Source organism: Streptomyces albipurpureus (assembly GCF_023701525.1).
Classification (GTDB): Bacteria; Actinomycetota; Actinomycetes; order Streptomycetales; family Streptomycetaceae; genus Streptomyces; species Streptomyces albipurpureus.
Genome location: NZ_JAMQAW010000073.1, coordinates 1 through 23,336, shown reverse-complemented (window position 1 = coordinate 23,336; position 23,336 = coordinate 1). Strand labels below are relative to the sequence as shown.

Annotated in this window: 20 protein-coding genes and 1 pseudogene; 12 read left to right on the top strand and 9 right to left on the bottom strand. The window is 68.0% G+C overall.

Translation table 11 applies throughout. The features are described 5' to 3' along the window. Positions 1-130: 130 nt before the first annotated feature. Positions 131-850: a glycoside hydrolase family 75 protein gene (locus tag NBG84_RS34975; RefSeq protein WP_250923721.1), complete on the top strand. Its 720-nt coding sequence runs from the start codon at positions 131-133 to the stop codon at positions 848-850. 160 nt (positions 851-1,010) lie between these two features. Here NBG84_RS34975 and map read toward each other — a convergent pair whose 3' ends face one another. Next, a complete protein-coding gene (map, locus tag NBG84_RS34970) occupies positions 1,011-1,778 on the bottom strand; it encodes a type I methionyl aminopeptidase (RefSeq protein ID WP_250923720.1) in 768 nt (255 codons plus the stop codon). 55 nt (positions 1,779-1,833) lie between these two features. Between map and NBG84_RS34965 the strand changes: the two genes are divergently transcribed. The 6 genes from NBG84_RS34965 (at position 1,834) to NBG84_RS34940 (ending at position 7,747) form a co-directional block, all read left to right on the top strand. Beyond that, the gene (locus NBG84_RS34965) at positions 1,834-2,088 is read left to right on the top strand and encodes a helix-turn-helix domain-containing protein (protein WP_250923719.1); all 255 of its coding nucleotides are present in this window, start codon (positions 1,834-1,836) and stop codon (positions 2,086-2,088) included. Positions 2,089-2,143: 55 nt separating this feature from the next. Then, positions 2,144-2,524: a PPOX class F420-dependent oxidoreductase gene (locus NBG84_RS34960; RefSeq protein WP_250923718.1), complete on the top strand. Its 381-nt coding sequence runs from the start codon at positions 2,144-2,146 to the stop codon at positions 2,522-2,524. A gap of 350 nt (positions 2,525-2,874) precedes the next feature. After that, positions 2,875-3,717, top strand: coding sequence for a nitrilase-related carbon-nitrogen hydrolase (locus tag NBG84_RS34955; RefSeq protein ID WP_250923717.1), 843 nt, complete (start codon positions 2,875-2,877; stop codon positions 3,715-3,717). Beyond that, positions 3,714-4,991: an aspartate aminotransferase family protein gene (locus NBG84_RS34950; protein WP_250923716.1), complete on the top strand. Its 1,278-nt coding sequence runs from the start codon at positions 3,714-3,716 to the stop codon at positions 4,989-4,991. Before NBG84_RS34955 ends, NBG84_RS34950 begins: the two co-directional genes overlap by 4 nt. Positions 4,992-5,270: 279 nt before the next feature. Further along, the gene (gene hydA, locus NBG84_RS34945; protein WP_250923715.1) at positions 5,271-6,677 is read left to right on the top strand and encodes a dihydropyrimidinase; all 1,407 of its coding nucleotides are present in this window, start codon (positions 5,271-5,273) and stop codon (positions 6,675-6,677) included. 68 nt (positions 6,678-6,745) lie between these two features. Continuing rightward, on the top strand, positions 6,746-7,747 hold the full coding sequence (locus NBG84_RS34940; protein WP_250923714.1) for a TIGR03842 family LLM class F420-dependent oxidoreductase: 1,002 nt from the start codon (positions 6,746-6,748) through the stop codon (positions 7,745-7,747). Between the two features lie 239 nt (positions 7,748-7,986). Here NBG84_RS34940 and lplAB read toward each other — a convergent pair whose 3' ends face one another. Then, positions 7,987-9,051, bottom strand: coding sequence for a lipoate-protein ligase LplAB (gene lplAB, locus NBG84_RS34935; RefSeq protein ID WP_250923713.1), 1,065 nt, complete (start codon positions 9,049-9,051; stop codon positions 7,987-7,989). Between the two features lie 477 nt (positions 9,052-9,528). Here lplAB and NBG84_RS34930 point away from each other — a divergent pair, with 477 nt between their 5' ends. Then, on the top strand, positions 9,529-10,353 hold the full coding sequence (locus tag NBG84_RS34930) for an inositol monophosphatase family protein (protein ID WP_250923712.1): 825 nt from the start codon (positions 9,529-9,531) through the stop codon (positions 10,351-10,353). 779 nt (positions 10,354-11,132) lie between these two features. Further along, positions 11,133-12,545, top strand: a complete 1,413-nt coding sequence (locus NBG84_RS34925; RefSeq protein WP_285368606.1) for a phytoene desaturase family protein — start codon at positions 11,133-11,135, stop codon at positions 12,543-12,545. Positions 12,546-12,559: 14 nt separating this feature from the next. Here the strand turns inward: NBG84_RS34925 and NBG84_RS34920 are convergent, their stop codons facing one another. Both NBG84_RS34920 and NBG84_RS34915 read right to left on the bottom strand, forming a co-directional pair. Next, the gene (locus tag NBG84_RS34920; protein ID WP_250923710.1) at positions 12,560-14,626 is read right to left on the bottom strand and encodes a HelD family protein; all 2,067 of its coding nucleotides are present in this window, start codon (positions 14,624-14,626) and stop codon (positions 12,560-12,562) included. Between the two features lie 109 nt (positions 14,627-14,735). Continuing rightward, positions 14,736-15,392: a TetR/AcrR family transcriptional regulator gene (locus NBG84_RS34915; protein WP_250923709.1), complete on the bottom strand. Its 657-nt coding sequence runs from the start codon at positions 15,390-15,392 to the stop codon at positions 14,736-14,738. Between the two features lie 312 nt (positions 15,393-15,704). On the opposite strand from NBG84_RS34915, the gene NBG84_RS34910 reads away from it, so the two are divergent. Together NBG84_RS34910 and NBG84_RS34905 are read left to right on the top strand one after the other, a co-directional pair. Next, positions 15,705-17,189 carry an AlkA N-terminal domain-containing protein gene (locus NBG84_RS34910; protein WP_250923708.1) on the top strand — a complete coding sequence of 495 codons (1,485 nt, stop codon included), beginning with the start codon at positions 15,705-15,707 and terminating at the stop codon, positions 17,187-17,189. A gap of 70 nt (positions 17,190-17,259) precedes the next feature. Further along, a complete protein-coding gene (locus tag NBG84_RS34905; protein WP_250923707.1) occupies positions 17,260-17,754 on the top strand; it encodes a methylated-DNA--[protein]-cysteine S-methyltransferase in 495 nt (164 codons plus the stop codon). Positions 17,755-17,872: 118 nt separating this feature from the next. Here the strand turns inward: NBG84_RS34905 and NBG84_RS34900 are convergent, their stop codons facing one another. Beyond that, entirely contained in the window at positions 17,873-18,592 is a 720-nt protein-coding gene (locus NBG84_RS34900; RefSeq protein WP_250923706.1) for an SIR2 family NAD-dependent protein deacylase, read from the bottom strand. Positions 18,593-18,880: 288 nt separating this feature from the next. Between NBG84_RS34900 and NBG84_RS34895 the strand changes: the two genes are divergently transcribed. Next, the gene (locus tag NBG84_RS34895; RefSeq protein WP_250923705.1) at positions 18,881-20,014 is read left to right on the top strand and encodes a glycerate kinase; all 1,134 of its coding nucleotides are present in this window, start codon (positions 18,881-18,883) and stop codon (positions 20,012-20,014) included. Positions 20,015-20,320: 306 nt separating this feature from the next. Here NBG84_RS34895 and pssA read toward each other — a convergent pair whose 3' ends face one another. The 4 genes and pseudogenes from pssA to NBG84_RS34875 form a co-directional block, all read right to left on the bottom strand. After that, positions 20,321-21,175: a CDP-diacylglycerol--serine O-phosphatidyltransferase gene (pssA, locus tag NBG84_RS34890; protein WP_250923704.1), complete on the bottom strand. Its 855-nt coding sequence runs from the start codon at positions 21,173-21,175 to the stop codon at positions 20,321-20,323. Then, entirely contained in the window at positions 21,162-21,809 is a 648-nt protein-coding gene (locus NBG84_RS34885; RefSeq protein WP_250923703.1) for a phosphatidylserine decarboxylase, read from the bottom strand. Before NBG84_RS34885 ends, pssA begins: the two co-directional genes overlap by 14 nt. 167 nt (positions 21,810-21,976) lie before the next feature. Beyond that, entirely contained in the window at positions 21,977-23,182 is a 1,206-nt protein-coding gene (locus NBG84_RS34880) for an acyl-CoA dehydrogenase family protein (protein WP_250923702.1), read from the bottom strand. Positions 23,183-23,186: 4 nt separating this feature from the next. Next, positions 23,187-23,336: pseudogene (locus NBG84_RS34875) on the bottom strand (MaoC family dehydratase); the annotation flags it as partial.

Genomic DNA, 23,336 nt, shown 5'->3' with positions numbered 1-23,336 from the left:
GCCCGGCATCAACTGCCGGGCGGGCCGCTCGCGTTGCCCAAGCCTCCGTGACCGACCTGGTGAGGGCGGGTGATGCGTTCTGTGCGGGAGCGGGTAAGGACGCTGTTCCGCATAGAAAGGTGACCTTCTCATGCACTCTCGTACGCTGATCCCCGCCATCGTCGCCATCGCTTCCGGGGCCGCCCTCCTCAGTGCGGCGGCCCTGCCAGCCGCTGCCGGAACGGTTCAGCGTGTTGTGGTTCCCGACGCCTACGGTGTGCGCGAGGGCACGGTGGGGGCGGCCGCGCTGCTCGCCAAGACCGAGACCTGCACCCAGATCTCCCAGGCGAAGTACGCCAAGGACGCCGGGGGCACCAAGTCGATCCCGGTCTGCGGCACCGAGGGAGCGGTGTTCTGGAAGGCCGATATGGACATCGACTGCGACGGTCAGTCCACCACCGCGTGCAACTCCCAGACCGACCCCTGGTTCCTCTCCGACACGGCGTTCCACCAATCCGACGGCAAGCCGCTCAACGCCGAGAAGCTGCCCTTCATCGTGGTCCCGAGCCCCAGCACCACCTGGAGGTACAGCGACTACGGGATCAAGGGCGGGGGAGTGGTGGCCGTCATCTACGAGGGCAAGGTGCGGTACGGAGTCGTCGGTGACACCGGCCCCACCACCATCATCGGTGAGGCGTCCTACGCCATGGCGAAGTCGCTGGGCATCGATCCCGACCCGGCCACGGGTGGGGTCAGCTCAGGCGTCACCTACATCCTCTTCAAGAACTCCACGGTGTCACCGATCGAGAGCCACAGCGCGGCGGTGACACTCGGGGATCAGCTCGCCCAGCAGTTCGTCGCGGCGAGCTGATCCGGCCCCACCCGCGGTGACCTGCCCGGGTCCCCTTGGCTTGGCGCCGTCGTCAAGCCATTGGCCCGGCGGACGCCGGAGCGTGGCATGCGCCCCTCAGCGATTTCCCCCAGCGAGTTCCCCCAGCGAGTTCCCCCAGCGAGTTCCCCCAGCGAGTCCCTCAGAGAGTGGTGAGGATCCGTGGCCCTTCGTCCGTGATCGCCACCGTGTGCTCCGCGTGAGCCGCTCGGCTGCCGTCGAGCGTCCGCACGGTCCAGCCGTCCTGGGTGGTGTAGTGCCCGTCCGAGCCGCCTGCGATCACCATGGGCTCGATCGCCAACACCATCCCGTGACGGAGCACCATCCCGCGGCCGGGGCGGCCCTCGTTCGGCACGCCCGGATCCTCGTGCATCCGACGGCCGATGCCATGGCCCCCGTAACCGTCCGGGAGGCCGTACCCGGCTGAGCGGCACACCCGGCCGATCGCATGGGCGATATCGCCGATCCGCTGGCCGACGACCGCCGCGGCGATGCCCGCTTCCAGGGCCGCTTCGGCGGTCGCGATCAGGCGGGTGTCATCGGGGCGGGCCCGGCCCACCGTGAAGCTGATCGCCGCGTCGCCCACCCAGCCGGCCAGCACCGCGCCGCAGTCCACACTCAGCAGATCGCCGTCCCGCAGTCGATAGCCGTCCGGGATGCCATGCACGATCGTGTCATTGACCGAGGCGCAGATGACCGCCGGGAACGGCACCGGCGCCCAGGACGGGTGATAGCCGAGGAAGGGCGAATCCGCTCCCGCCTCGGTCAGGACCGCACGAGCGGCCAGATCCACATCCCGCAGGCTGACTCCCACGGCCGCGGCTTCCCGGGCCGCGGTCAGCGCCCCGGCCACGACTCGGCCGGCCTCGCGCATCGCCTCTATCGACGTATCGGTTTTGATCTCTACCATGCCAATTACTATACCGGTCCTGGCGGTATTTGAATACCGGCATTAGAATACCGTCATGGTCCGCACCCCCCTTACCCCCGAAGAGCGCGAACGCGGCGAACGGCTCGGCCGCATGCTGCGCGCCGCGCGCGGCCAGCGCAGCATGGCCGAGATCGCCCTGGTCGCCGGCATCTCCGCCGAGACCCTCCGTAAGATCGAGACGGGCCGCGCCCCGACCCCGGCGTTCTTCACCGTCGCCGCCCTGGCTTCGGCTCTCGGGCTCTCCATGGACGAGCTGGTGGTGCGGTGCGCGCTGGCGCCGGCGGCCTGATTCGACCGCGAGCTGTTCGGGCTGATGGCGCGCGAAACCGCGTAGGGTCATCCAGGTGACCGCCAAGGACTTCGCCGCCGCCCGCTACATCAGCGTGACCACCTTCCGCAAGAACGGGACCGGGGTCGCCACCCCCGTGTGGTTCGCGGAGGACCAGGGAAAGCTGTACGCCTGGACCCGTAGCGACTCCTGGAAGGTCAAGAGACTGCGTAACGACCCTCGGGTGGTGGTCACGGTCTGCGATATGCGCGGTCGGGTCGCCGAGGGTGCGCCCAGCGCCGAGGGCACGGGGGAACTCCTCGACGAGGCGGGTACCGCCCGGGTGCGCAAGCTGCTGGCCCGTAAGTACAGTTGGCAGTACTGGCTGGTCGACTGGCCCGCGACGGTCGTACGGCGGGGTAAGCGCCCCCACACCGGCATCGCGATCACTCTCTGACGCCACCGCTCAGGGGTCGAGGAGCTTGGGACGCGAGCGCTTCCCGCAGCGCTTTTGCTGACGCCTGCTTCTCCAATCCGCTCCCGAAACGGCCCACCTGGGCGGGCCCGGGTGGCTCAAGCCTCTCTCCTCACCCCTTTTGATGCCGTGTCACCTGCACATCTGTGCTGTGAGGCCTGCTGTGCCCCCTGTTGCGAAGGGGTCCCTCGACCGCTCGGGTGAAACAAGATCGATTCTGCGGGTTGACTCCGATGGTCTTGCCCCAGTGTGTGACGGGGCTTACGTTCTCCATCTACGCACCGCGTCTACGTGCGTAGAGGCTCGCTGACGCCCGGCCGAAGGAGCAGCTCATGGCCAATGTCGTACGCGCCGCACTCGTCCAGGCGACCTGGACAGGCGACACCGAATCCATGATTGCCAAACACGAGGAACACGCCCGTGAGGCGGCCCGTCAGGGTGCCAAGGCGATCGGATTCCAAGAAGTCTTCAACGCACCCTACTTCTGCCAGGTCCAAGACCCCGAGCACTACCGCTGGGCCGAGCCCGTCCCGGACGGACCCACGGTCCGCCGGATGCAGGATCTGGCCCGCGAGACCGGGATGGTGATCGTCGTTCCGGTCTTCGAGATCGAGGGCGCCGGTTTCTACTACAACACCGCGGCGGTGATCGACGCCGACGGCTCCTACCTCGGCAAATATCGCAAGCACCACATCCCCCAGGTCAAGGGCTTCTGGGAGAAGTTCTACTTCCGGCCGGGGAACGCCGGATGGCCCGTGTTCGACACCGCTGTCGGCAGAGTCGGTGTCTACATCTGCTACGACCGCCACTTCCCCGAGGGCTGGCGCCAACTCGGTCTCAACGGAGCCCAACTGGTGTACAACCCGTCCGCCACCTCCCGTGGACTCTCCGCCTACCTCTGGCAGTTGGAGCAGCCGGCCGCCGCCGTGGCCAACGAGTACTTCATCGCCGCCATCAACAGGGTCGGCCAGGAGGAGTACGGCGACAACGACTTCTACGGCACCAGCTACTTCGTCGACCCCCGCGGCCAGTTCGTCGGGGAGCCCGCCAGCGACAGCAAGGAGCAACTGCTCGTACGCGACCTCGACTTCGACCTGATCGACACCGTACGGCAGCAGTGGGCCTTCTACCGTGACCGCCGGCCCGACGCCTACGAAGGGCTGGTGCGGCCGTGACACTCCACGACCGGCACCGCGCCGTCATCCCTGACTGGGTGGCGCTCTACTACCAGCGGCCCATCGAACTCACCCATGGCGAGGGTCGCCATGTCTGGGACGCCGAAGGCCACCGCTACCTCGACTTCTTCGGCGGCATCCTCACCACCATGACCGCCCACGCGCTGCCCGAAGTCACCAAAGCCGTCGCCGACCAGGCAGCCCGGATCATCCACTCCTCCACGCTCTACCTCAACCGGCCGATGGTCGAGCTGGCCGAACGCATCGCCGCGCTCTCCGGCATCCCCGACGCCCGGGTCTTCTTCACCACATCCGGCACCGAGGCCAATGACACCGCCCTGCTGCTCGCTACCGCCCACCGCCGCTCCAACCAGGTTCTGGCGATGCGCAACAGCTACCACGGCCGGTCCTTCTCCGCCGTCTCCATCACCGGCAACCGGGCCTGGACCACCACCTCGCTCTCCCCCATCCAGCCGCTCTACGTACACGGCGGAGTGCGCACCCGAGGCCCCTACGCCGAACTCTCCGACGAACGGTTCATCAAGGCCTGTGTCGCCGATCTCGAAGACCTCCTCGGCCACACCCGCGATGTGGCGGCGCTGATCGCCGAACCCGTACAGGGCGTCGGCGGATTCACCTCACCGCCCGACGGGCTCTACGCGGCCTTCCGCGAAGTGCTCGACCGACACGGCATCCTCTGGATCGCCGACGAGGTACAGACCGGTTGGGGACGGACCGGAGACCATTTCTGGGGCTGGCAGGCGCATGCCGAGAACGGCCCGCCGGACATCCTCACCTTCGCCAAGGGCATCGGCAACGGAATGTCGATCGGCGGAGTCGTCGCACCGGCTCCCATCATGAACTGCCTCGACGCCAACTCCATCTCGACCTTCGGCGGCTCGCCCATCACCATGGCCGCGGGCAACGCCAACCTCAGCTATCTACTGGAGCACGATCTGCCGGGCAACGCACGCAGGGTCGGCGGACTGCTCATCGAACGGCTGCGGGCCATTTCCGTCAATGTGCCGGCCGTACGCGAGGTGCGCGGACGTGGGCTGATGATCGGGATCGAGTTGGTGCGCCCGGGCACCGACGAGGCGGATCCAGTGGCTGCTTCAGCGGTGTTGGAGGCCGCGCGGGAGGGCGGGCTGCTCATCGGCAAGGGCGGTGGTCACAACACCAGCGTGCTGCGGATCGCCCCGCCGCTCTCCCTGACCGTCGCCGAAGCGGAGGAAGGCGCATCGATCATGGAGCAGGCATTGCGCTCCGCCTAGCCGCGCCCGCGAGACCTTGTCCATGGTTGCCGATACCCCACCTCAGATACCAACGCGGCCCCACCGCCCCCGCCGCTTTCGTCCACCGGCACCTCGCCTCCAGGGCCGCAACCGCTCCGGTGACCACGGGGCGGCTGTGATGGTCACCGCTGGTCAGCGCAGGGGAACCGGAAACCACACCCGTCCCGGGGCGCTCGCTCCGGCACCACCGGCTCCGCACCCCGGACAGCGACACGGCCCGCACCGACCTCGTACGCATCAGTAGGGAGCGCACCAGCAATGAGCAGCACCCGCACCCTGATCCAGGGCGGCCTTGTCATCACCGCGGCGGACGAGATCCACGCGGACGTACTGATCGAAGACGGCCGCGTCGCCGCGATCGCCGCGCACGGCTCCGCCGTCGCCGACTCATGGACCGCGGATCGCACCGTCGACGCGGCAAACCGCTATGTCATCCCCGGCGGTGTCGATGTGCACACCCATATGGAGTTGCCCTTCGGCGGCACCTTCGCCTCGGACACCTTTGAAACCGGCACCCGGGCCGCCGCCTGGGGTGGCACCACCACCATCGTTGACTTTGCGGTGCAGTCGGTCGGGCACAGCGCGCGCGAAGGGCTGGATGCCTGGCACGCCAAGGCGGACGGCAACTGCGCCATTGACTACGCCTTCCATATGATCCTCTCCGACGTCAACTCCTCCTCGCTCCGGGAGATGGACCGGCTGGTGGAGGAAGGAGTCACCAGCTTCAAACTGTTCATGGCGTACCCGGGCGTCTTCTACAGCGATGACGGCCAGATCCTGCGGGCCATGCAGCGCTCGGCCGGCAACGGCGGGCTGATCATGATGCACGCGGAGAACGGCATCGCCATCGACGTCCTGGTGGAGCAGGCACTCGCCGAGGGCCGCACGGATCCGCGCTACCACGGCGAGGTGCGCAAGGCGCTCCTGGAGGCCGAGGCGACCCATCGCGCCATCCAGTTGGCCCGGGTGGCGGGAGCGCCCCTGTACGTCGTGCACGTCTCCGCGGAGGAGGCCCTCGCCGAACTCGTGGTGGCCCGCGACAAGGGGCTCCCCGTCTTCGGTGAGACCTGTCCGCAGTACCTCTTCCTCTCCACGGACAACCTCGCCGAGCCGGGCTTCGAAGGCGCGAAGTACGTGTGCAGTACGCCGCTTCGGCCCAAGGAGCATCATGCGGCGCTCTGGCGGGGACTGCGCACCAATGACCTCCAGGTGGTCTCCACCGACCACTGCCCGTTCTGCTTCACCGGTCAGAAGGACCTGGGCCGCGGTGACTTCTCCAAGATCCCCAATGGTCTGCCGGGGGTGGAGAACCGGATGGACCTGCTGCATCAGGCGGTGATCGACGGGCACATCACCCGCCGTCGCTGGATCGAGATCGCCTGTGCCACCCCGGCCAGGATGTTCGGCCTCTACCCCAAGAAGGGCACCATCGCCCCAGGCGCTGACGCTGACATCGTCATCTACGACCCGCACGCGGAGCAAACCCTCGGTGTGGAAACCCAACACATGAACGTCGACTACTCGGCGTACGAGGGAAGAAGCGTCACCGGCCAGGTGGAGACCGTTCTCTCACGGGGCGAAGCCATCATCGACCGACGTGAGTTCACCGGTCGGATCGGGCACGGCCAGTACACACCGCGTGGCACCTGTCAGTACCTCGGCTGAACAACCCTGGCGAACTGCGCCAGTCCGTAAGAGACCGCGAGAACCGCGGAGCAAGGAGTGACAGAGGCATGGACTTCGGACTTGTCCTCCAGACGGACCCGCCGGCATCCGCCGTGGTCGATCTGATGCGCAGAGCGGAACGCCAGGGGTTCACCTACGGCTGGACCTTTGACTCGGCGGTGCTCTGGCAGGAACCCTTTGTCATCTACAGCCGCATCCTGGAACACACCGAACGGCTCATCGTGGGTCCCATGGTCACCAACCCGGGCACCAGGACCTGGGAGGTCACCGCCTCCACCTTCGCCACCCTGAACGACATGTACGGCAACCGCACCGTCTGCGGCATCGGCCGGGGAGATTCGGCGATGCGGGTCGCCGGGCGCAAACCCAACACCCTCGCCAGGCTGGGCGAGGCGATCGACACCATTCGCGATCTCGCCGAGGGCCGGGAAGCCGAGGTCGACGGGCAGGCCGTACGGATTCCCTGGGTACGGGAGGGCCGGCTACCCGTGTGGATGGCCGCCTACGGACCCAGGGCGCTGGCCCTCACCGGCCAGCGCGCCGACGGCTTCATCCTCCAACTGGCCGATCCCTATTTGACCGAATCCATGATCTCAGCGGTCCGTACCGCCGCATCGGACGCGGGGCGGGACCCCGACGCCCTCACCATCTGTGTGGCCGCACCGGCCTACGTCAGTGATGACCTGGCGCACGCCCGGGAGCAGTGCCGCTGGTTCGGGGGCATGGTCGGCAACCATGTCGCCGATCTGGTGGCCCGCTACGGGGAGCACTCCGATCTGGTGCCGGAGGCCCTCACGGCCTACATCAAGACCCGCCAGGGGTATGACTACAGCCACCACGGACGGGCCGGAAACCCCTCCACGGACTTCGTCCCCGACGACATCGTCGACCGATTCTGTCTACTCGGACCCGCCCAGGCGCATATCGAGAAGCTGACGGCCCTGCGTGAGCTCGGGGTCGATCAGTTCGCCATCTACAACATGCATGACGCCAAGGAAGCCACGATCGACGCCTATGGCTCCGAGATCATCCCGGCGCTCACCCGTTGACTCGCCGGCACGGACTCCCTCCCAGGCGCCCTGCCATGTCGAGCTCGCCTAGCCGCGACCGGGGGACCGTACCCACTGCTCGGGTGGCGGACCAGGGAAACAGCGGAGCCGCACTCCCCAGACGGCCCTGCTACTGAACACCGCCACGATGGCGCACCCAGCGGCAGGGACAAGGGAGTCTGTCCCCACGGTCGATCCACCCCTGCCCGCCGGGTTGGCCGCCTCGACAACAGCGCGGGTCAGGGCACTCTGGCGGTCCACTCGTCGTTGCTGAACTTGGTTCGTACGAGGTCCTGGGCGAGGGCCATCTCCTCGTCGGTGACCTTGCCTTCGGTGAGGCCATAGCGGGTGCGGAAGGAGTTGATCATGCGCTCGATGACCGTTTCGCGGGGGAGCCCGGTCTGGCGGCGCAGCGGGTCAACGCGCTTCTTGGCGCTCTTGGTGCCCTTGTCGGACAGCTTTTCGCGGCCGATACGGAGGATGTCCAGCATTTTGTCGGCGTCGATGTCGTAGGCCATGGTCACGTGGTGCAGTACCGCCCCGGGACCGCCATCCGGTCCGACCATGCGCTTCTGGGCGGCGCCGGCGACCTTGCCGACCTCGGTCGCGATGTCGTTGAGCGGCTGGTACCAGGCCTTGATACCCATATCGCCGAGTGCTCCGAGCACCCAGTCATCGAGATACGCGTACGAGTCCGCGAAGGAAAGTCCTGAGACAAGGGCCTCGGGGACGGAAAGGGAATAGGTAATGGTGCTCTGCGGCTCGGCGAACATGGCTCCGCCGCCGGAGACCCTGCGCACGACGGTGACTCCGTGCCGGGTTGCCCCCTCGGGGTCGACCTCATTGCGCAGTGATTGAAAACTGCCGATGATGACGGCCGGGGAATCCCATTGCCAGACCCGGAGTGTCGGGGGGCGTCGGCCAGCGGCCACCTCGGTCGTGATGATCTCGTCGAGCGCCATATGGAGGGCGGGTGACTGGGGAGCTTCATGGATGAGCTGCCAGTCGTAGTCCCTCCAGTCGGTGGCCTGAGCGAGAGCGCGCCGCACCGCGATGGCAACGCTTTCGGTGGTGAATCCGAAGAGGACCGCCGATCCGGGAAGCGCGGCGTCGATACGGGTTTTCAGACCGGTGGTGTCGATATCAGCAGGGGCACCTTCCAGCGCGGCATCGATCTGGAGAATGGCCTCGTCGGGCTCCAGAAAGAAATCCCCGGCCACCCGGACGTTTTTCAGGAGACCGTCTTCCACGTCCAGGTCCACGACCACCAGCTTGCCGCCGGGGACCTTGTATTCGCCGTGCATGCATCCTCCGCAGCTGCGGGGCCTTCTGCCCTCAGATAACGATATGTTCCGATCCCTACGGTAATCGGGTTCGAGGAAAGGCGACGTCGAGCGGCACGGGCGGGGCCCGCGAGCCCGGACCAGGCCGGACCGTACGGCGCCGCGACCGACCCATCCGCCGGGTATCGCCGTCGAGCCGAAGCCGAAGCTGAACCCGACAGCGTCACCGACGGCGGTGCTCCCACGACTCGCCAGGCCAGTGAGCAGGTCGCCCCCTGTCTCGGCCGACGTCCAGGACCTTCCGCACCACCCAGGCCCCGGCGCATGGCGTCGAACGCGGGCCGGCGGCTGGAGAGGCCGACTGCGGGCCGTCACCCATCCGCTGCCAGCCGTAGCCAGCGGCATGGGCCAGCGCAAACCCCTGGCCCACCGCCGCGACCTGCTGCTTCCGGCAGTACCCAACGTCAGAGCATCTGAGGGCCATGCTTAGCTGTTCGTATGATCGATGACTTTCTCGCTGGGGATCTGTCCGTTGTCGAAGAGGCGATTCGCAAGGCCGCGGCCGCGGAGATCATGCCGCGCTACCGTCAACTTGCCGCGCACGAGATCGTCGAGAAGAACGGTCCGCACGATCTGGTGACGACAGCCGACCGCAACGCCGAAGAACACCTGACCGCGTCCCTCACCGCCCTGCTGCCCGGCTCCGTGGTCGTCGGCGAGGAGGCGGTGCACGCTGACCCCTCGGTCTACGAGGCCCTGGCCGGTGACGCTCCCGTATGGATCGTTGACCCGGTGGACGGAACCCGTCAGTTCGTCCGCGGGGAGACGGGGTTCTGCACCCTGGTCGCGCTGGCCGTCCGCGGGGAGGTCCTCGCATCGTGGACCTTCGCGCCGGTACGCGAGGAGATGGCCACCGCGGTACGAGGCGCGGGAGCCAAACTCAACGGCACCCCGCTTCGAGCGGGCGCACCGGAGCCCGACGCGGTACTCACCGTCGCCATGTCCCACCCGGACTACACCACCGACGCCCAGAAGCGAGCCCTGCTCGCCCTCAACACATCCGCCATACAGGCCCGCCCCTGTGGCTCGGCCGGGCTTGAGTATCTGGCGGTCGCCCGAGGAACGCTCGACGCGGTGGCCTTCTCCTGGGAGCAGGCATGGGACCACGCGGCGGGTCTGCTGCTGGTGGTGGAGGCCGGGGGAGCGCATCTGACCCTGGCAGGGGAGGAGTTTCGGATCGGCGGCACGAACGTGTTGCCGTTCACGGCCGCGAGGTCTTCGGCCACGGCGGAACGCATCCGCGCCCTGCTGGCTTCGGGGTAGCGGGGGTGGCGGCCCGGGGGGCTGTGCCTGGGGCCTGGGTGCGTGGGCCTTGGGTTCCTGGGCTGGGTGTCGCTGTGTTGGTTGTCCTCTCCCGGGGTGGAGGGTTCCGTCCTCAATCGCCGGACGGGCTGGGGAGATCCCTTGGCGGGGGGCCTGGGTCGGTGGGGGTGGCTGTGCCCGGGCCTTGGGTACCAGGGTCGGGTGCCGCTGTGTCGGCGATCCCCACCCGGGGTGGAGGGTTCCGTCCTCAATCGCCGGACGGGCTGAGTTTGCTTGCCTTCGAGGTGTCCTTCTCTGGCGGGGCTGCTGGTGGTCAAGGCCTTGGGTTACCCGAGCTGAGGAGTCACCCCCGATAGCACCCCCCAAGCACAACCAACACAAGACCCTCGCGACGGAAGACCCCAAACCCCCGCCCCGGGCAGCCCACACCAAGACAAGCACCCGACACGGCACCCACCCCAGCCTGTCCGGCGTTTGAGGACGGAAACCCTCCTCCCCGGGTGGGGATGGCCGACACGGGGTCGCCCGGCCCTGGTATCCAAGGCCTTGGGCACCAGCAGCCCCGCCGAGGAGGGATGTCTCGATGGCGAGCAAATTCAGCCTGTCCGGCGTTTGAGGACGGAACCTTCCACCCCGGGAGAGGACAACCAGCACAGGGGCACTGGCCGCGTGCGCCCAAAGCCCTGGGCACCAGCACCAGCACCAGCACAAGCACCCCCCTCCAGGAATACCCTGGTGTCCTGCCCATCGTCTGACGAAGGAGCCCGAACGTGTCGTCGATGCTCGATGCCGTGGTGGTGGGGGCGGGGCCCAATGGGCTGACGGCCGCTGTTGAGCTGGCGCGGAGGGGTTTTTCCGTGGCGGTCTTCGAGGCACGGGACACCGTGGGTGGTGGTGCGCGTACCGAGGAGCTGACGCTGCCTGGGTTTCGTCATGATCCCTGTTCCGCCGTGCACCCGCTCGGTATCGGCTCCCCCGCCTTCCGGCGTATGCCGCTCGCTCACTACGGGCTGGAGTGGCTGCACCCCGAGCTCCCCATGGCGCACCCCTTCGACGACGGCACGGCGGCGGTGCTGTCCCGTTCGGTTGCGGAGACGGCGGCTTCCCTCGGGCCACGGGACGCCGGCACCTACCGACGTCTGGTCGCCCCCTTCCTCGGCAGGTGGGACGTACTGGCCCAGGACTTCATGTCACTGCCGTTGACGGCACTCCCACGTGATCCGCTGGGCCTCGCCCGCTTTGGGAGCGTGGGCCTTCCTCCGTACACCTGGCTCATGCGCCGCTTCCAGGACGATCGGGCGCGTGCACTGATCGCGGGCCTGGTGGCCCATGTCATCGCCCCGCTGAACGGGGTCGCCACGAGCGGTGTCGGCATGTTGTTCGCCCTGGCCGCGCATGAGAACGGTTGGCCGGTGGCGCGGGGGGGCTCGCAGTCCATCTCGGATGCGCTCACCGCGTACCTCGAAGACCTCGGCGGGGTGGTGCACACCGGGTTCGAGGTGAAGCGGCTGGATGACCTCCCTCCCGCACGGGCGTATGTCTTCGACACTTCGCCGACCGCGCTGGCAAGGATCGCCGGACTGGGTCGCACCTTTGAGCACTATCGCTATGGCGCGGGGGTCTTCAAGATCGATTACGCCTTGGACGGGCCGGTGCCGTGGACGGCGGAGGAGCCGCGGCGGGCCGGGACGGTTCAGATCGGACCGTCCAGCGCCGAGATCGACACCGCGCTACGGCAGGCGGTGAGTGGCACCGCTCCCAGCAGCCCCTTCTTGATCACCGCCCAACCCAGCCTTGTGGACCCCTCCCGGGCCCCTGCGGGCAAGCAGGTGTTCTGGGCGTACGGCCATGTCCCGCACGGTTGGGACGGGGATCTCACGGAAGCCGTCGAGCGGCAGATCGAGCGCTTTGCGCCCGGCTTCCGCGATCGCGTGCTGGCCCGGGCCACCGCGGGCCCCCCGCAGTTGGCTGTGCGCAATGCCAACTATGTGGGGGGTGACATCGCTTGTGGCACCACCAGTGGTCTGGGGTTGCTCTTGCGCCCGAAAGCCACTCTCTTTCCCTACACGACCCGGCACCCCTCGGTGTTCCTCTGCTCATCCGCGGCCTGGCCCGGCCCCGGGGTACACGGGATGAGCGGCCACAACGCGGCCAAGGCGGTCTGGCGCGCCCTGCGGAAGGCCGCGTACTGACGGGTCCTGGCTGGTCACGCCTCGGTGGGGAGCGTGAACGGCAGGGGTTGGGAGTGGATCACATGGAGCCGGGAGACCGCTCGGGTGAGTACCACGTACAGGCGGTGCAGACCGCGGGGCTCGGCGTGCACGATGGCGGCCGGTTCGACGGCCACCACATGGTCGTACTCCAGCCCCTTGGCGGCTGAGGCCGGCACCACGCTCACCCGGGCTTGCGGTGTGTCTGGTCCGGATGCCGGGATGCCGGCACCGGCGAGGGCATCGCGCAGTGCGCCTACCTCGGTGTCGGCTGCGATGACGCCGATGGACCCGTCGTGGATCAGTGCGGCCCGTACCGCTGTGATGGTTGCGGCGGTTGGATTGCCGGTGCGCTCGATGTGCACCTCGCCATCACGGCGCAGAGAGCGGGCGGGCGGCACCGGTACGTTCAGTTGTGTCAACAGGTGGTTGGTGAGTGTGGCGATGGCCTGGGGGAGCCGGAAGCCGGTGGTCAGCGAGATGACCGGGGTTTCCGCCTTCCCTAGGTGGGTGAGGAGTCGGGGCCAGTCCCGCGCCGCCCACGGGGTGGTGCCCTGGGCGAGGTCGCCGAGGACGGTGAGTGAGCCGAAGGGGGAGCGGCGGGCGATGACCCGGCACTCCATGGGGGAGAGGTCCTGTGCCTCGTCGATCACGATGTGCCCATAGCCCGGGGGACGCTCCATGAGACCCGCGAGCTCGTCCAGCAGCACCAGATCAGCCGCCGACCAGCGAGCTGAGGCGGGCGAGCGTGGGGGGTCGGCCCAGAGGAGCGCTTTTCGTTCCCCGCTGTCGAGTACGCCGGTAGCCGCGAGGGCCAGCGCTTCTGGGCTGCCGAGCAGCTCGGTCAGCACCTGCTCGGCCTGTGCGTTGGGCCAGACCGTATGGAGTAGAGCGGTGAGCGGGCGAGCCCTTGCCACCTTCTGCGCCCAGGAGTTCGGCCGGGGCCCGGCTCGCCGTTCGGCCTGCTGCTGGACGAGGTGGACGACGCGGGTACGCACTCGCTCCCGGCCCATGGCGTAGGGCGGCTCCTCGGCCAGTACATCCCGTACGGTCCGGGCCAGTACATCCGGGGGAATCCGCCAGCGGTAGGAGCCATCGGGTAGCACCAGAGCGTCGGCACACTCCGGGCGCACCCGTGCGTACAGCGTGCGCCGCAGGACCTCGGCCATCCGGGCGTCGTGTTTGACGATCGCCGTCGCCCTGGGGTCCTGCGCTCTGACGGGGTGACGGGCGATCTCGTCCTCGACGGTGGACTGTCGTACCTCGCCCTCACCGAGTGCCGGCAGGACTTGGGAGACATAGGTGAGGAAGGTCTGGCTGGGCCCGAGGACCAGCATCCCACCACGTTGAATGCGCTGGGGAAAGGCATAGAGGAGATAGGCGGCACGGTGTAGTCCCACGGCGGTTTTCCCGGTGCCGGGCGCGCCTTGCACACAGAGGGAGGCGGTGAACTCCTCCCGTACGAGATCGTCCTGTTCGGGCTGGATGGTGGCTGCGATGTCCCGCATGGGCCCGATCCTGGGACGCCCGATCTCTCCGGCGACAATCGCGCTCTCGCGTGTGTCGCCCGCATGGAGGTGTTCGTCTTCCAGGCCGGTCAGATCGGCGGAGTCACCGCGGCTCGCGGGCAGCCAGCCGTACCGGCGGCGGATGGTGACGCCCTGGGGATCGCCTGGGTTGGCCTGGTAGAACACCCGGGAGATGGGCGCGCGCCAGTCGATGACGAGCGGCGGGTCGGATGGCCTTCGGGTGATACGTAAGCGGCCGATGTGGTAGCTCTGGCCGGCGTGCTCGCCCGCCGCGGTGGCGTCCTGATGGAAGTTGAGGCGCCCGAAGAACAGCGGCCCTGGTGGGAGTTCGCGTAGTTCTTTCGCTCGGGTGCGCAGCTGATGGCCGAGGACTTCGGCATCCGGCCCCGATGCCGAAGCGTGTTCACCGATGATCACCTGCTCCTGGGCGCTCTCGCTCATCGCGTTCTGGGCGGCACGGCAACGGTCGTGGTACGCACGTTCCCGGCCGAGGGCTTCGCTGAAGTCGCTGATGGGCGCGTTGGGGTCGGTCATCCCTGGATAATAATGCAACCGAGTAAGATTTGTGACTTAGTTAATTCTTGCTGGTGGATGCCACCCCAGATGGAGTGAACTTCGGCTGCGAGGCCGGGCCTTTGTCGACCTATGTCGATCCCCCGGGGCGTTCGTCCATGCGGGAGACGGCTGCCAATCCGTTCTCCAGCTGGGCGAACGCGGCCCGGGCCGCTGCCGCGGCGTCCGGATGGAGTTGCGCCGCGGTGCCGCCCGCCTCGATCCTCCGCCAGTTCTCCTGGGCCAGGATGCGGCGCACCGCCGCGATCTGTCCGGCGGCGAGTCGGCGCTCGATCTCACTCATTCCCCCGTCGAGTGCGGCAGCGAGCGCGGCCTCGTCCCGTTCCTGGTATGTGTGCAGCCGTGCCACCAGGGACGGTGTCGCGTACAGCAGTCGGTGAAAGGCGAGCACCTCGGCTTCGTCATTCAACCCGGTGACCGGATCGCGCCGCTCCAGCCCGGCGAGGAAGTGCCGTAGCAGTGCATTGAGGACGGAGTCGCCCGTCGGCCGCGCTGTCACCACCCGGGCTGCTTCCCCCTCATGGTCGGCCAGCCGGTGCAGCACCAGATCCTCTTTGGTCGGGAAGTACCGAAAGAGGGTTGGCTTGGAGACGTCGGCGGTGGCTGCCACCGTGGCCACGGTCACCTGCTCGAAACCCCTGTCCAGGAACAGTGCGATGGCGGTGTCGGAAAGCCGTCGGTACATCTGCTGCTTCTTGCGTTCCCGGAGACCGCCCGTGTCGCTCATGGGCAAGGAGCGTACGCCGAGCGCCCACCGCCCTGCACACGGCGAAAGCCGGAGTCCGCCGCGAGCGAGGTGAGGAGTAGCGGATCGAGTCGTCGGCGTGCGCACGATGGGCCCCACCTGCGACACCGACAGGCACCCTGCGGGCCGTGGCACAGTCGGGAGACGGGGGCGCGCTTCCTCGCCGATCTCCCTGCCGTGCCCCCAGGGCCACTGCGCGGGGAGTCAAGGGCTGGAACCCGAGCCTCAGGCCGCGGAGAGTCCATGTCGGTTTCTCGCTAGCCACTGCCGCTTCCCGTGACGGATGCTTGGGTCATGCACACCGACACAGAGCGCTGCGTACGCGCCGTCCAGTCGAAGGACGACCGCTTCGACGGCTGGTTCTTCACTGCCGTGCTCACCACCCGGATCTACTGCCGTCCCAGCTGCCCGGCCGTGCCGCCGAAGGTCGAGAACATGACCTTCTACCCCAGCGCCGCCGCCTGCCAACAGGCTGGGTTCCGGGCCTGCAAGCGCTGCCGCCCCGACACCAGCCCCGGCTCACCCGAGTGGAACGCCCGCGCCGATACCGTCGCCCGTGCCATGCGTCTGATCGGTGATGGGATCGTCGACCGCGAAGGCGTGCCCGGCCTCGCGGCTCGGCTCGGCTACTCCACCCGCCAGATCGAGCGGCAGCTCAACGCCGAGCTCGGTGCCGGCCCGCTCGCCCTCGCTCGGGCCCAGCGCGCCCAAACCGCGCGGGTTCTGATCGAGACCACGGCGGTTCCCATGGCGGAGATCGCCTTCGCCGCGGGTTTCGCCTCCATCCGCACCTTCAACGACACCATTCGCGAGGTGTTCGCCCTCACCCCCGGGGAACTGCGTACCCGGGCCGCTCGTCGCACCTCGGGCTCCAACGGCTTCCCCCACACCCCCGGAGTGATCTCCCTTCGACTTCCCTATCGGGCCCCCCTCAACCCGGACAATCTCTTCGGACACCTCGCCGCCACCGCCGTTCCCGGTGTCGAGGAGTGGCGCGATGGTGCCTACCGGCGCACCCTGCGTCTGCCCCACGGCCACGGCATCGTCGCTCTGGCACCCCGCCCCGACCACATCGCCTGCCGGCTCTTCCTCACCGACTCCCGCGATCTGCGGATCGCCATCAGCCGCTGCCGCTGGCTGTTGGACCTGGACGCCGACCCCGTCGCCGTCGATGATCAGTTGCGTACGGACCCGACCCTCGCGCCACTGGTCGACAAGGGGCCGGGCCGAAGGGTGCCACGGACGGTGGACGCGGCGGAGTTCGCGGTACGGGCGGTGCTCGGCCAGCAGGTCTCCACGGCTGCGGCCCGCACCCATGCCGCCCGGCTGGTCACCGCGCACGGCGAGCCCATCGAGGACCCCGAGGGAGGTCTCACCCACCTCTTTCCGGGACCCGAGGCGCTGGCCCAGCTGGACCCCGAGTCCCTGGCCCTGCCCCGCAGCCGTCGCACCACCCTCACCACCCTGATCGGCGCGCTGGCCGACGGTTCGCTTCAGTTGGGCATCGACAGCGACTGGGACGCGGCCCGAGCGCAACTCCACGCACTGCCCGGCTTCGGCCCCTGGACGGTCGAGGTGATCGCCATGCGGGCACTCGGTGATCCGGACGCGTTCCTCCCCGGCGATCTCGGCATGCGTCGGGCCGCCGCCGGCCTCGGCCTCCCCGCGACCCCGGCCGCCCTCACCGCGCACGCCGCGGCTTGGCGACCCTGGCGCGCCTACGCCGTCCAGTACCTGTGGGCTACCGAGGACCATCCCATCAACTACCTTCCGGCATAAGGGAAACGGTGCGGCACAAGCCCCGCACGCCGTGCCGTGGACAACCTTCCTGAGGGAGAAGGAACGCACCATGACCAGACAACACACGGTTGTCGACAGCCCCTATGGCCCGCTGACACTGGTGGCGAGCGATGGGGTGCTGAGCGGCCTCTATATGACCGACCAACGCCATCGTCCCGCTGAGGAGACCTTCGGCGCCCCTTCACCGGCGCCCTTCACCGAGACCATCCGACAGTTGGAGGCGTATTTCGCCCGCGAACTCACCGAGTTCGATCTGCCGCTACAGCTGGACGGGACGCCGTTCCAACGCGGTGTGTGGCAGCGGCTGCTGGCCATCCCGTACGGCGAGACACGTACCTACGGTGAGCTGGCCCAGGAGTTGGGCAACGCCAACGCCTCCCGCGCGGTGGGTCTCGCGAACGGGAAGAACCCGGTGGGGATCATCGTGCCCTGCCACCGGGTCATCGGGTCAACCGGGAACCTCACCGGCTACGGCGGCGGGCTCGGGCGCAAGCAGCAGTTGTTGGACTTCGAGTCGAGCACACCGGAGGACGCCCTGTTCTAACCGGTCGTCCTCATACCGGTCGTCGGCGCGGGGAGCCCAGCGCCGCCGGGTCGGGATACCGGGCAGCGCCCCTATGGAACAACCCTCGTCGGCCAGGCGTCCAGCGGCCCGGGAGGCATCAGCCGAGACGCCTCAGCAACTGTGGCAACGCGGTCCCGATCGGCTCCCTGATGAGCTCGTCCGCCAGCGCGTCATACGGGGTGGGCTCCGCGTTCACGATCAACAGCCGCGCCCCGTGCTCAGCCGCGATGCCGGCCAATGACGCCGCCGGCTGCACCTGAAGACTGGTGCCGACAGCGATGAACACCTCGCTCGCCTTCGCGATCGACATCGCCTCGGCGAGCACCGTGGGATCGAGCCGCTGCCCGAACATCACCGTTGCCGACTTGAGGATTCCGCCGCACACCCGGCACAGCGGATCCTCCTCCCCGGCCGCCACCCGCTCCAATGCCTCCGCCATGGCTGAGCGGGCATGGCACTGGGTGCACACAACTGATCGTGAGGTGCCGTGCAGTTCGAGAACCTTGCGCTCGGGCATCCCGGCCAGCTGGTGCAAGCCATCGACATTCTGGGTGATCACCCTGACGGCGATCCCGGAACGGCGCTCCAACTCCGCCACCGCGCCGTGCGCCGCGTTCGGCTGGGCCCGCCAGGTGGGGCTGTCGCGCCGCATCAACCAGGCTCGCTTACGGATCTGGGGATCGGCCATGTAGTAGCTGTAGGTGACCAGCTTCTCGGCCTCCGGATCGCGCCGCCACAGACCGTTCGGCCCTCGGTAGTCGGGAATGCCGGAGTCCGTGGAGAGGCCGGCACCACTGAGGATGGCCACGAGAGTCATATCGCGAGCGTACGCAGCACCCGGGAGCCCGCGCGAATCGATTTGTCCCGCTGGTCGGGCCGCCACCATTTCGCGCGACGGTGCGCTGTCCGCGCGCCGGGCGCGGTGCCAACCGCCTGGTTTCCGGGCCGAGTTCAGGGCGGCGTCGACCGCCCTGTCATGGCCCCGGCCGCCGGGAGAGCCAAGGATGCGGCAACCCCGGGCGTTCGGGGTTGCCGGCTCGGTCGGCGGTCCGCGGGCTAGGGTCAACCGTGGTGCGATTGCCGGTGCGATAGCAAGGGGTGCGAAGTGACGGACGCAGCAGCCACCCAGCCGGCGCATGTGCTTGTCGCGCCGGACAAGTTCAAGGGCTCGCTCACGGCGGTCCAGGTCGCCGAGCGAGTGAGCGCCGGTCTACGGCAGGTGCTGCCTGGGTTGCCCGTCGAATCACTGCCTGTCGCCGATGGTGGCGATGGCACGGTTGCCGCGGCGATCGCCGCCGGATTCGACCGCCGTCAGACACGGGTCACGGGGCCGCTCGGGGAACCGGTGACCGCGGCGTACGCCCTGCGGAGTGGTACCGCGGTCGTGGAGATGGCCGAGGCCTCGGGGCTGCGGCGGCTACCCGCCGGAGTCTTCGCTCCGCTGACCGCGACGACCTTTGGCTCCGGTGAGCTGTTGCGTGCCGCACTTGACGCGGGTGCGGGCAGGGTCATCCTCGGCGTCGGCGGGAGCGCCACCACCGACGGGGGCGCCGGAATGCTCGCCGCGCTCGGTGCGCGCCTCCTCAACCAGGACGGCACCCCGATCGGGCCGGGCGGAGGCGCCCTGACCGCCCTCACCACGGTGGATCTCTCCGGGCTCGATCCCCGGATCAGCCAGGTGGAGCTGATCCTGGCCAGCGATGTGACGAATCCGCTCACCGGCCCAGCCGGCGCAGCCGCCGTCTACGGACCGCAGAAGGGCGCCGCACCGGATGAGGTCGTCGAGCTGGATGCGGCGCTGACGCACTTTGCCTCGCTCCTGGGCCCTGGCCATGCGAGCACACCCGGAGCGGGTGCGGCAGGCGGGGTCGGGTACGCGGCGCTGGCGGCACTTGGCGCACGGGTTCGACCCGGTATCGAGGTGGTGCTCGAAGTACTCGGCTTCGCCGAGGCGCTGACCCGGGCGACGCTGGTGATCACGGGCGAGGGATCGCTCGATGAACAGACCCTCCACGGCAAGGCCCCGGCCGGGGTGGCAGCGGCTGCTCGGGCCCGGGGCATCGCGGTGGTGGCGGTCTGCGGCCGACTGACCCTGAGCCCGCAGGCCCTGGCGGGGCTGGGCATCCAGCGGGCGTACTCCCTGCTGGAGCTGGAATCTGACCCTGCTCGCTGTATGGCGGATGCCGGGCCGCTGCTGGAGCGGGTGGCCCAGTCCATCGCGCGTGACTGTCTGCGCTAGGCCCTCCCAGGGCTTCCGGCCAGCCCTTCCCGCTCCCGGGAGAGCCCCCAGCGACTGCTGAGGGCGTGCTGATGGGCTCAGTGACGATGCTTTCGACGCTCCCGACGGGTGAGAGCCGAGCCACTCCCAGGCCTTCGGCGACCACCGTCCGTCATGGGAGGTGGACCCCGTTTGAGCCCCGGGCCTCCGAGCCGACTGCCGCCCGGCACCTCAGGCCCGGCACTCGCTGTCGCCGGCGTCGCGCCAGAAAGAGTGAGGGCCCGGAAGCGATGCGCTTCCGGGCCCTCACTCTATGTGTATACGGAACTAGAGATGCTGTGCCGCCCGCGCCTCACGACGATTGTCGCGAAAGGTGTTCACCCGGCGCGCCGTGGCGAACAGCGGTATCACCGCACCGAGCACGACCTGGAGCGCGCAACCGGTCTGTAGCAGCAGATGTCCGCCCGGGGCGTCAAACGCCCAGGCAGCCAGAAGCCCCATGGCGGAGACGATCCAGCCGAGCATCGCCACCGCGAGGACACCTCGCGGCTTGGGGTACTCGACCCGGCTCACCATCAGCCATGCCGTACCGATGATCGCCAGCAGCGTCGGGATGAACGGAAGCTCCAGCAGCACGATCGAGACGACCGTGAGCGCGCCGAAGGGACTGGGCATCCCCTGGAACATGCCGTCCTTCATCGTCACGCAGGAGAACCGGGCAAGCCGGAGCACCACCGCCAGCAGCACCACGATCGCGGCCACCGCCGAGACCTGAGGATGCGCGTCCTCAGCGACCATGCCGTACACCAGTACGAAGTAGGCCGGAGCCAGTCCGAAGCTGATCAGATCGGAGAGATTGTCCAGTTCGGCGCCCATCGGCGAGCTGCGCAGCTTACGTGCCACCAGCCCGTCGAAGAGGTCGAAGATCGCGGCCAGCAGCATCAGGATCACGGCGGTCGCGGCACTGTGCCGCGCCATGCCGGATTCACCGCTGCCGGTGAGGTGCGGAATGAGGATTCCGGTGGTGGTGAAGTACACCGCCATGAAGCCGCACGTCGCGTTGCCGAGGGTGAGGGTGTCCGCTATCGACAGCCGCAGTGAGAGTGGCATCTCCTCCGCGTCGTCGTCATCCTCGTCCTCGGCAACCCAGCCGGCCTGTGTATCTGGATCAATCACGGTCAATGCGAGTCACCCCCGTGGTTGTGGTCTGCCCGACTTCGACCGCGACGTCGACACCCTCGGGAAGGTAGATGTCAACGCGTGAGCCGAAGCGGATCAGACCAATGCGATCGCCCTGCTCGACCTTGGTGCCCTCCGGCACATACGGCACGATGCGTCGGGCAACGGCCCCCGCGATCTGCACCATCTCGATGTCGCCCAGCTCGGTGTCGAAGTGCCAGACAACGCGCTCGTTGTTCTCGCTCTCCTTGTTGAACGCCGGGACGAAGCCGCCGGGGATGTGCTCGACGGATGTCACGGTGCCGGCCAGCGGCGCGCGATTGACATGAACATTCAGCGGGCTCATGAAGATCGCAACGCGGGTGCGGCCGTCCTTCCACGGCATGATGCTCTGCACCACGCCGTCGGCGGGGGAGATAACCCTTCCCTGGGTGATCTCACGCTCGGGGTCGCGGAAGAACCACAGCATCCCTGCCGCAAGCGCGGTAGTGGGCACGGCGATGACAGCGGCGCTCCGGGAGCGGCGCGCACAGGCCAGGCTGAGTGCAGCGGTGGCGACGGTCGGCAGAAGCCACGGCGATGCTCCGCGTGCGAGGCGGACACGGCCGCGAGGTGCAGAGGTTTGGCTGTGGGGCATGGATGACCTTCGTAGCGGATGATGCCGCGCTGGCAACGGGGACGGCGGCTTTCCGTCGATGTTATCGGTTACAAGCCGCAACTGGGAAAGCCAGCAGCCGAGTCGAAGGTCGAAAGGTGTGGATCAGGTGTGATCTTCTTCGCGAACAATCAACTCAAAAGTGACAATCAGCCCTGGAACCGGTACTCCTCAAGCAGTCGGCGGCCAATGATCATTTTTTGGATCTCGGCGGTACCCTCGCCGATCAGCAGCATCGGGGCCTCGCGGTAGAGACGCTCGATCTCGTACTCCTTGGAGAAGCCGTAGCCGCCGTGGATGCGGAAAGCATCCTCGACGACCTCCTTGCAGTACTCGGAGGCGAGGTACTTGGCCATCCCTGCCTCTAGGTCGTTTCGTTCACCAGAGTCCTTTTTGCGTGCCGCATTCACCATCATTGCATGGGCGGCTTCGACCTTGGTGGCCATCTCGGCCAGTTTGAACTGAATCGCCTGGTGCTCGGCGATGGGCTTTCCGAAGGTGTGTCGCTGCTGGGCGTAGGAGATCCCGAGTTCAAAGGCGCGGTGAGCGACGCCACAACCACGCGCCGCGACATTGACCCGGCCGACCTCGACGCCGTCCATCATCTGGTAGAAACCCCGACCCGTGGCTCCGCCCAGCACTCGATCTGCGGGGACGCGCAGCCCATCCATGATCAACTCGGTTGTGTCGACGCCCTTGTAGCCCATCTTGTCGATCTTCCCGGGGATGGTGAGGCCGGGGCGGACCTCGCCGAAGCCCGGCTCCTTCTCCACCAGGAAGGTCGTCATCGACTTGTGCGGTGCGGTGCCGTCCGGGTGTCCTTCGTCACTGCGTACCAACACGGCCACCAACGATGACGTACCGCCATTGGTCAACCACATCTTCTGACCGGTGAGGACGTACTCATCACCGTCCCGAACCGCCTTGGACGTGATGGCGGACACATCCGAGCCCAGGGCCGGCTCCGACATGGAGAACGCACCGCGCACCTCGCCCAGTGCCATCCGCGGCAGAAAGGTGTCCTTCTGCTCCTCGGTGCCGTGCTGCTTGAGCATATGAGCCACGATGAAGTGTGTGTTGACGATCCCGGAAACGGACATCCATCCCCGGGCGATCTCCTCCACACACAGTGCGTAGGTGAGCAGTGACTCGCCCAGACCGCCGTACTCCTCGGGGATCGTCAACCCGAAGAGCCCAAGCTCCTTGAGCCCCTCGACGATCGCCTGCGGGTACTCGTCACGATGCTCCAACTCCGTGGCGACCGGGATGATCTCCTTGTCGACGAAGTCGCGGACCGTCGCCAGGATCTCCTCCTGGACATCGGTGAGCCCGGGCGTCTGGGCGAGTCGGCTCATGGCGTCACTTCTCCGTCTTCTCGGCAGCTGCCGCGGGCTTGACTGCGGGCGTGGCGGGCTCGGGGCGGCCGGGCTGCTCTCCGCCCCTTTCCTTGATGTAGGTCTCGTTGGGGACCATCACCTTGCGGCGGAAGACGCAGACCACGGTGCCGTC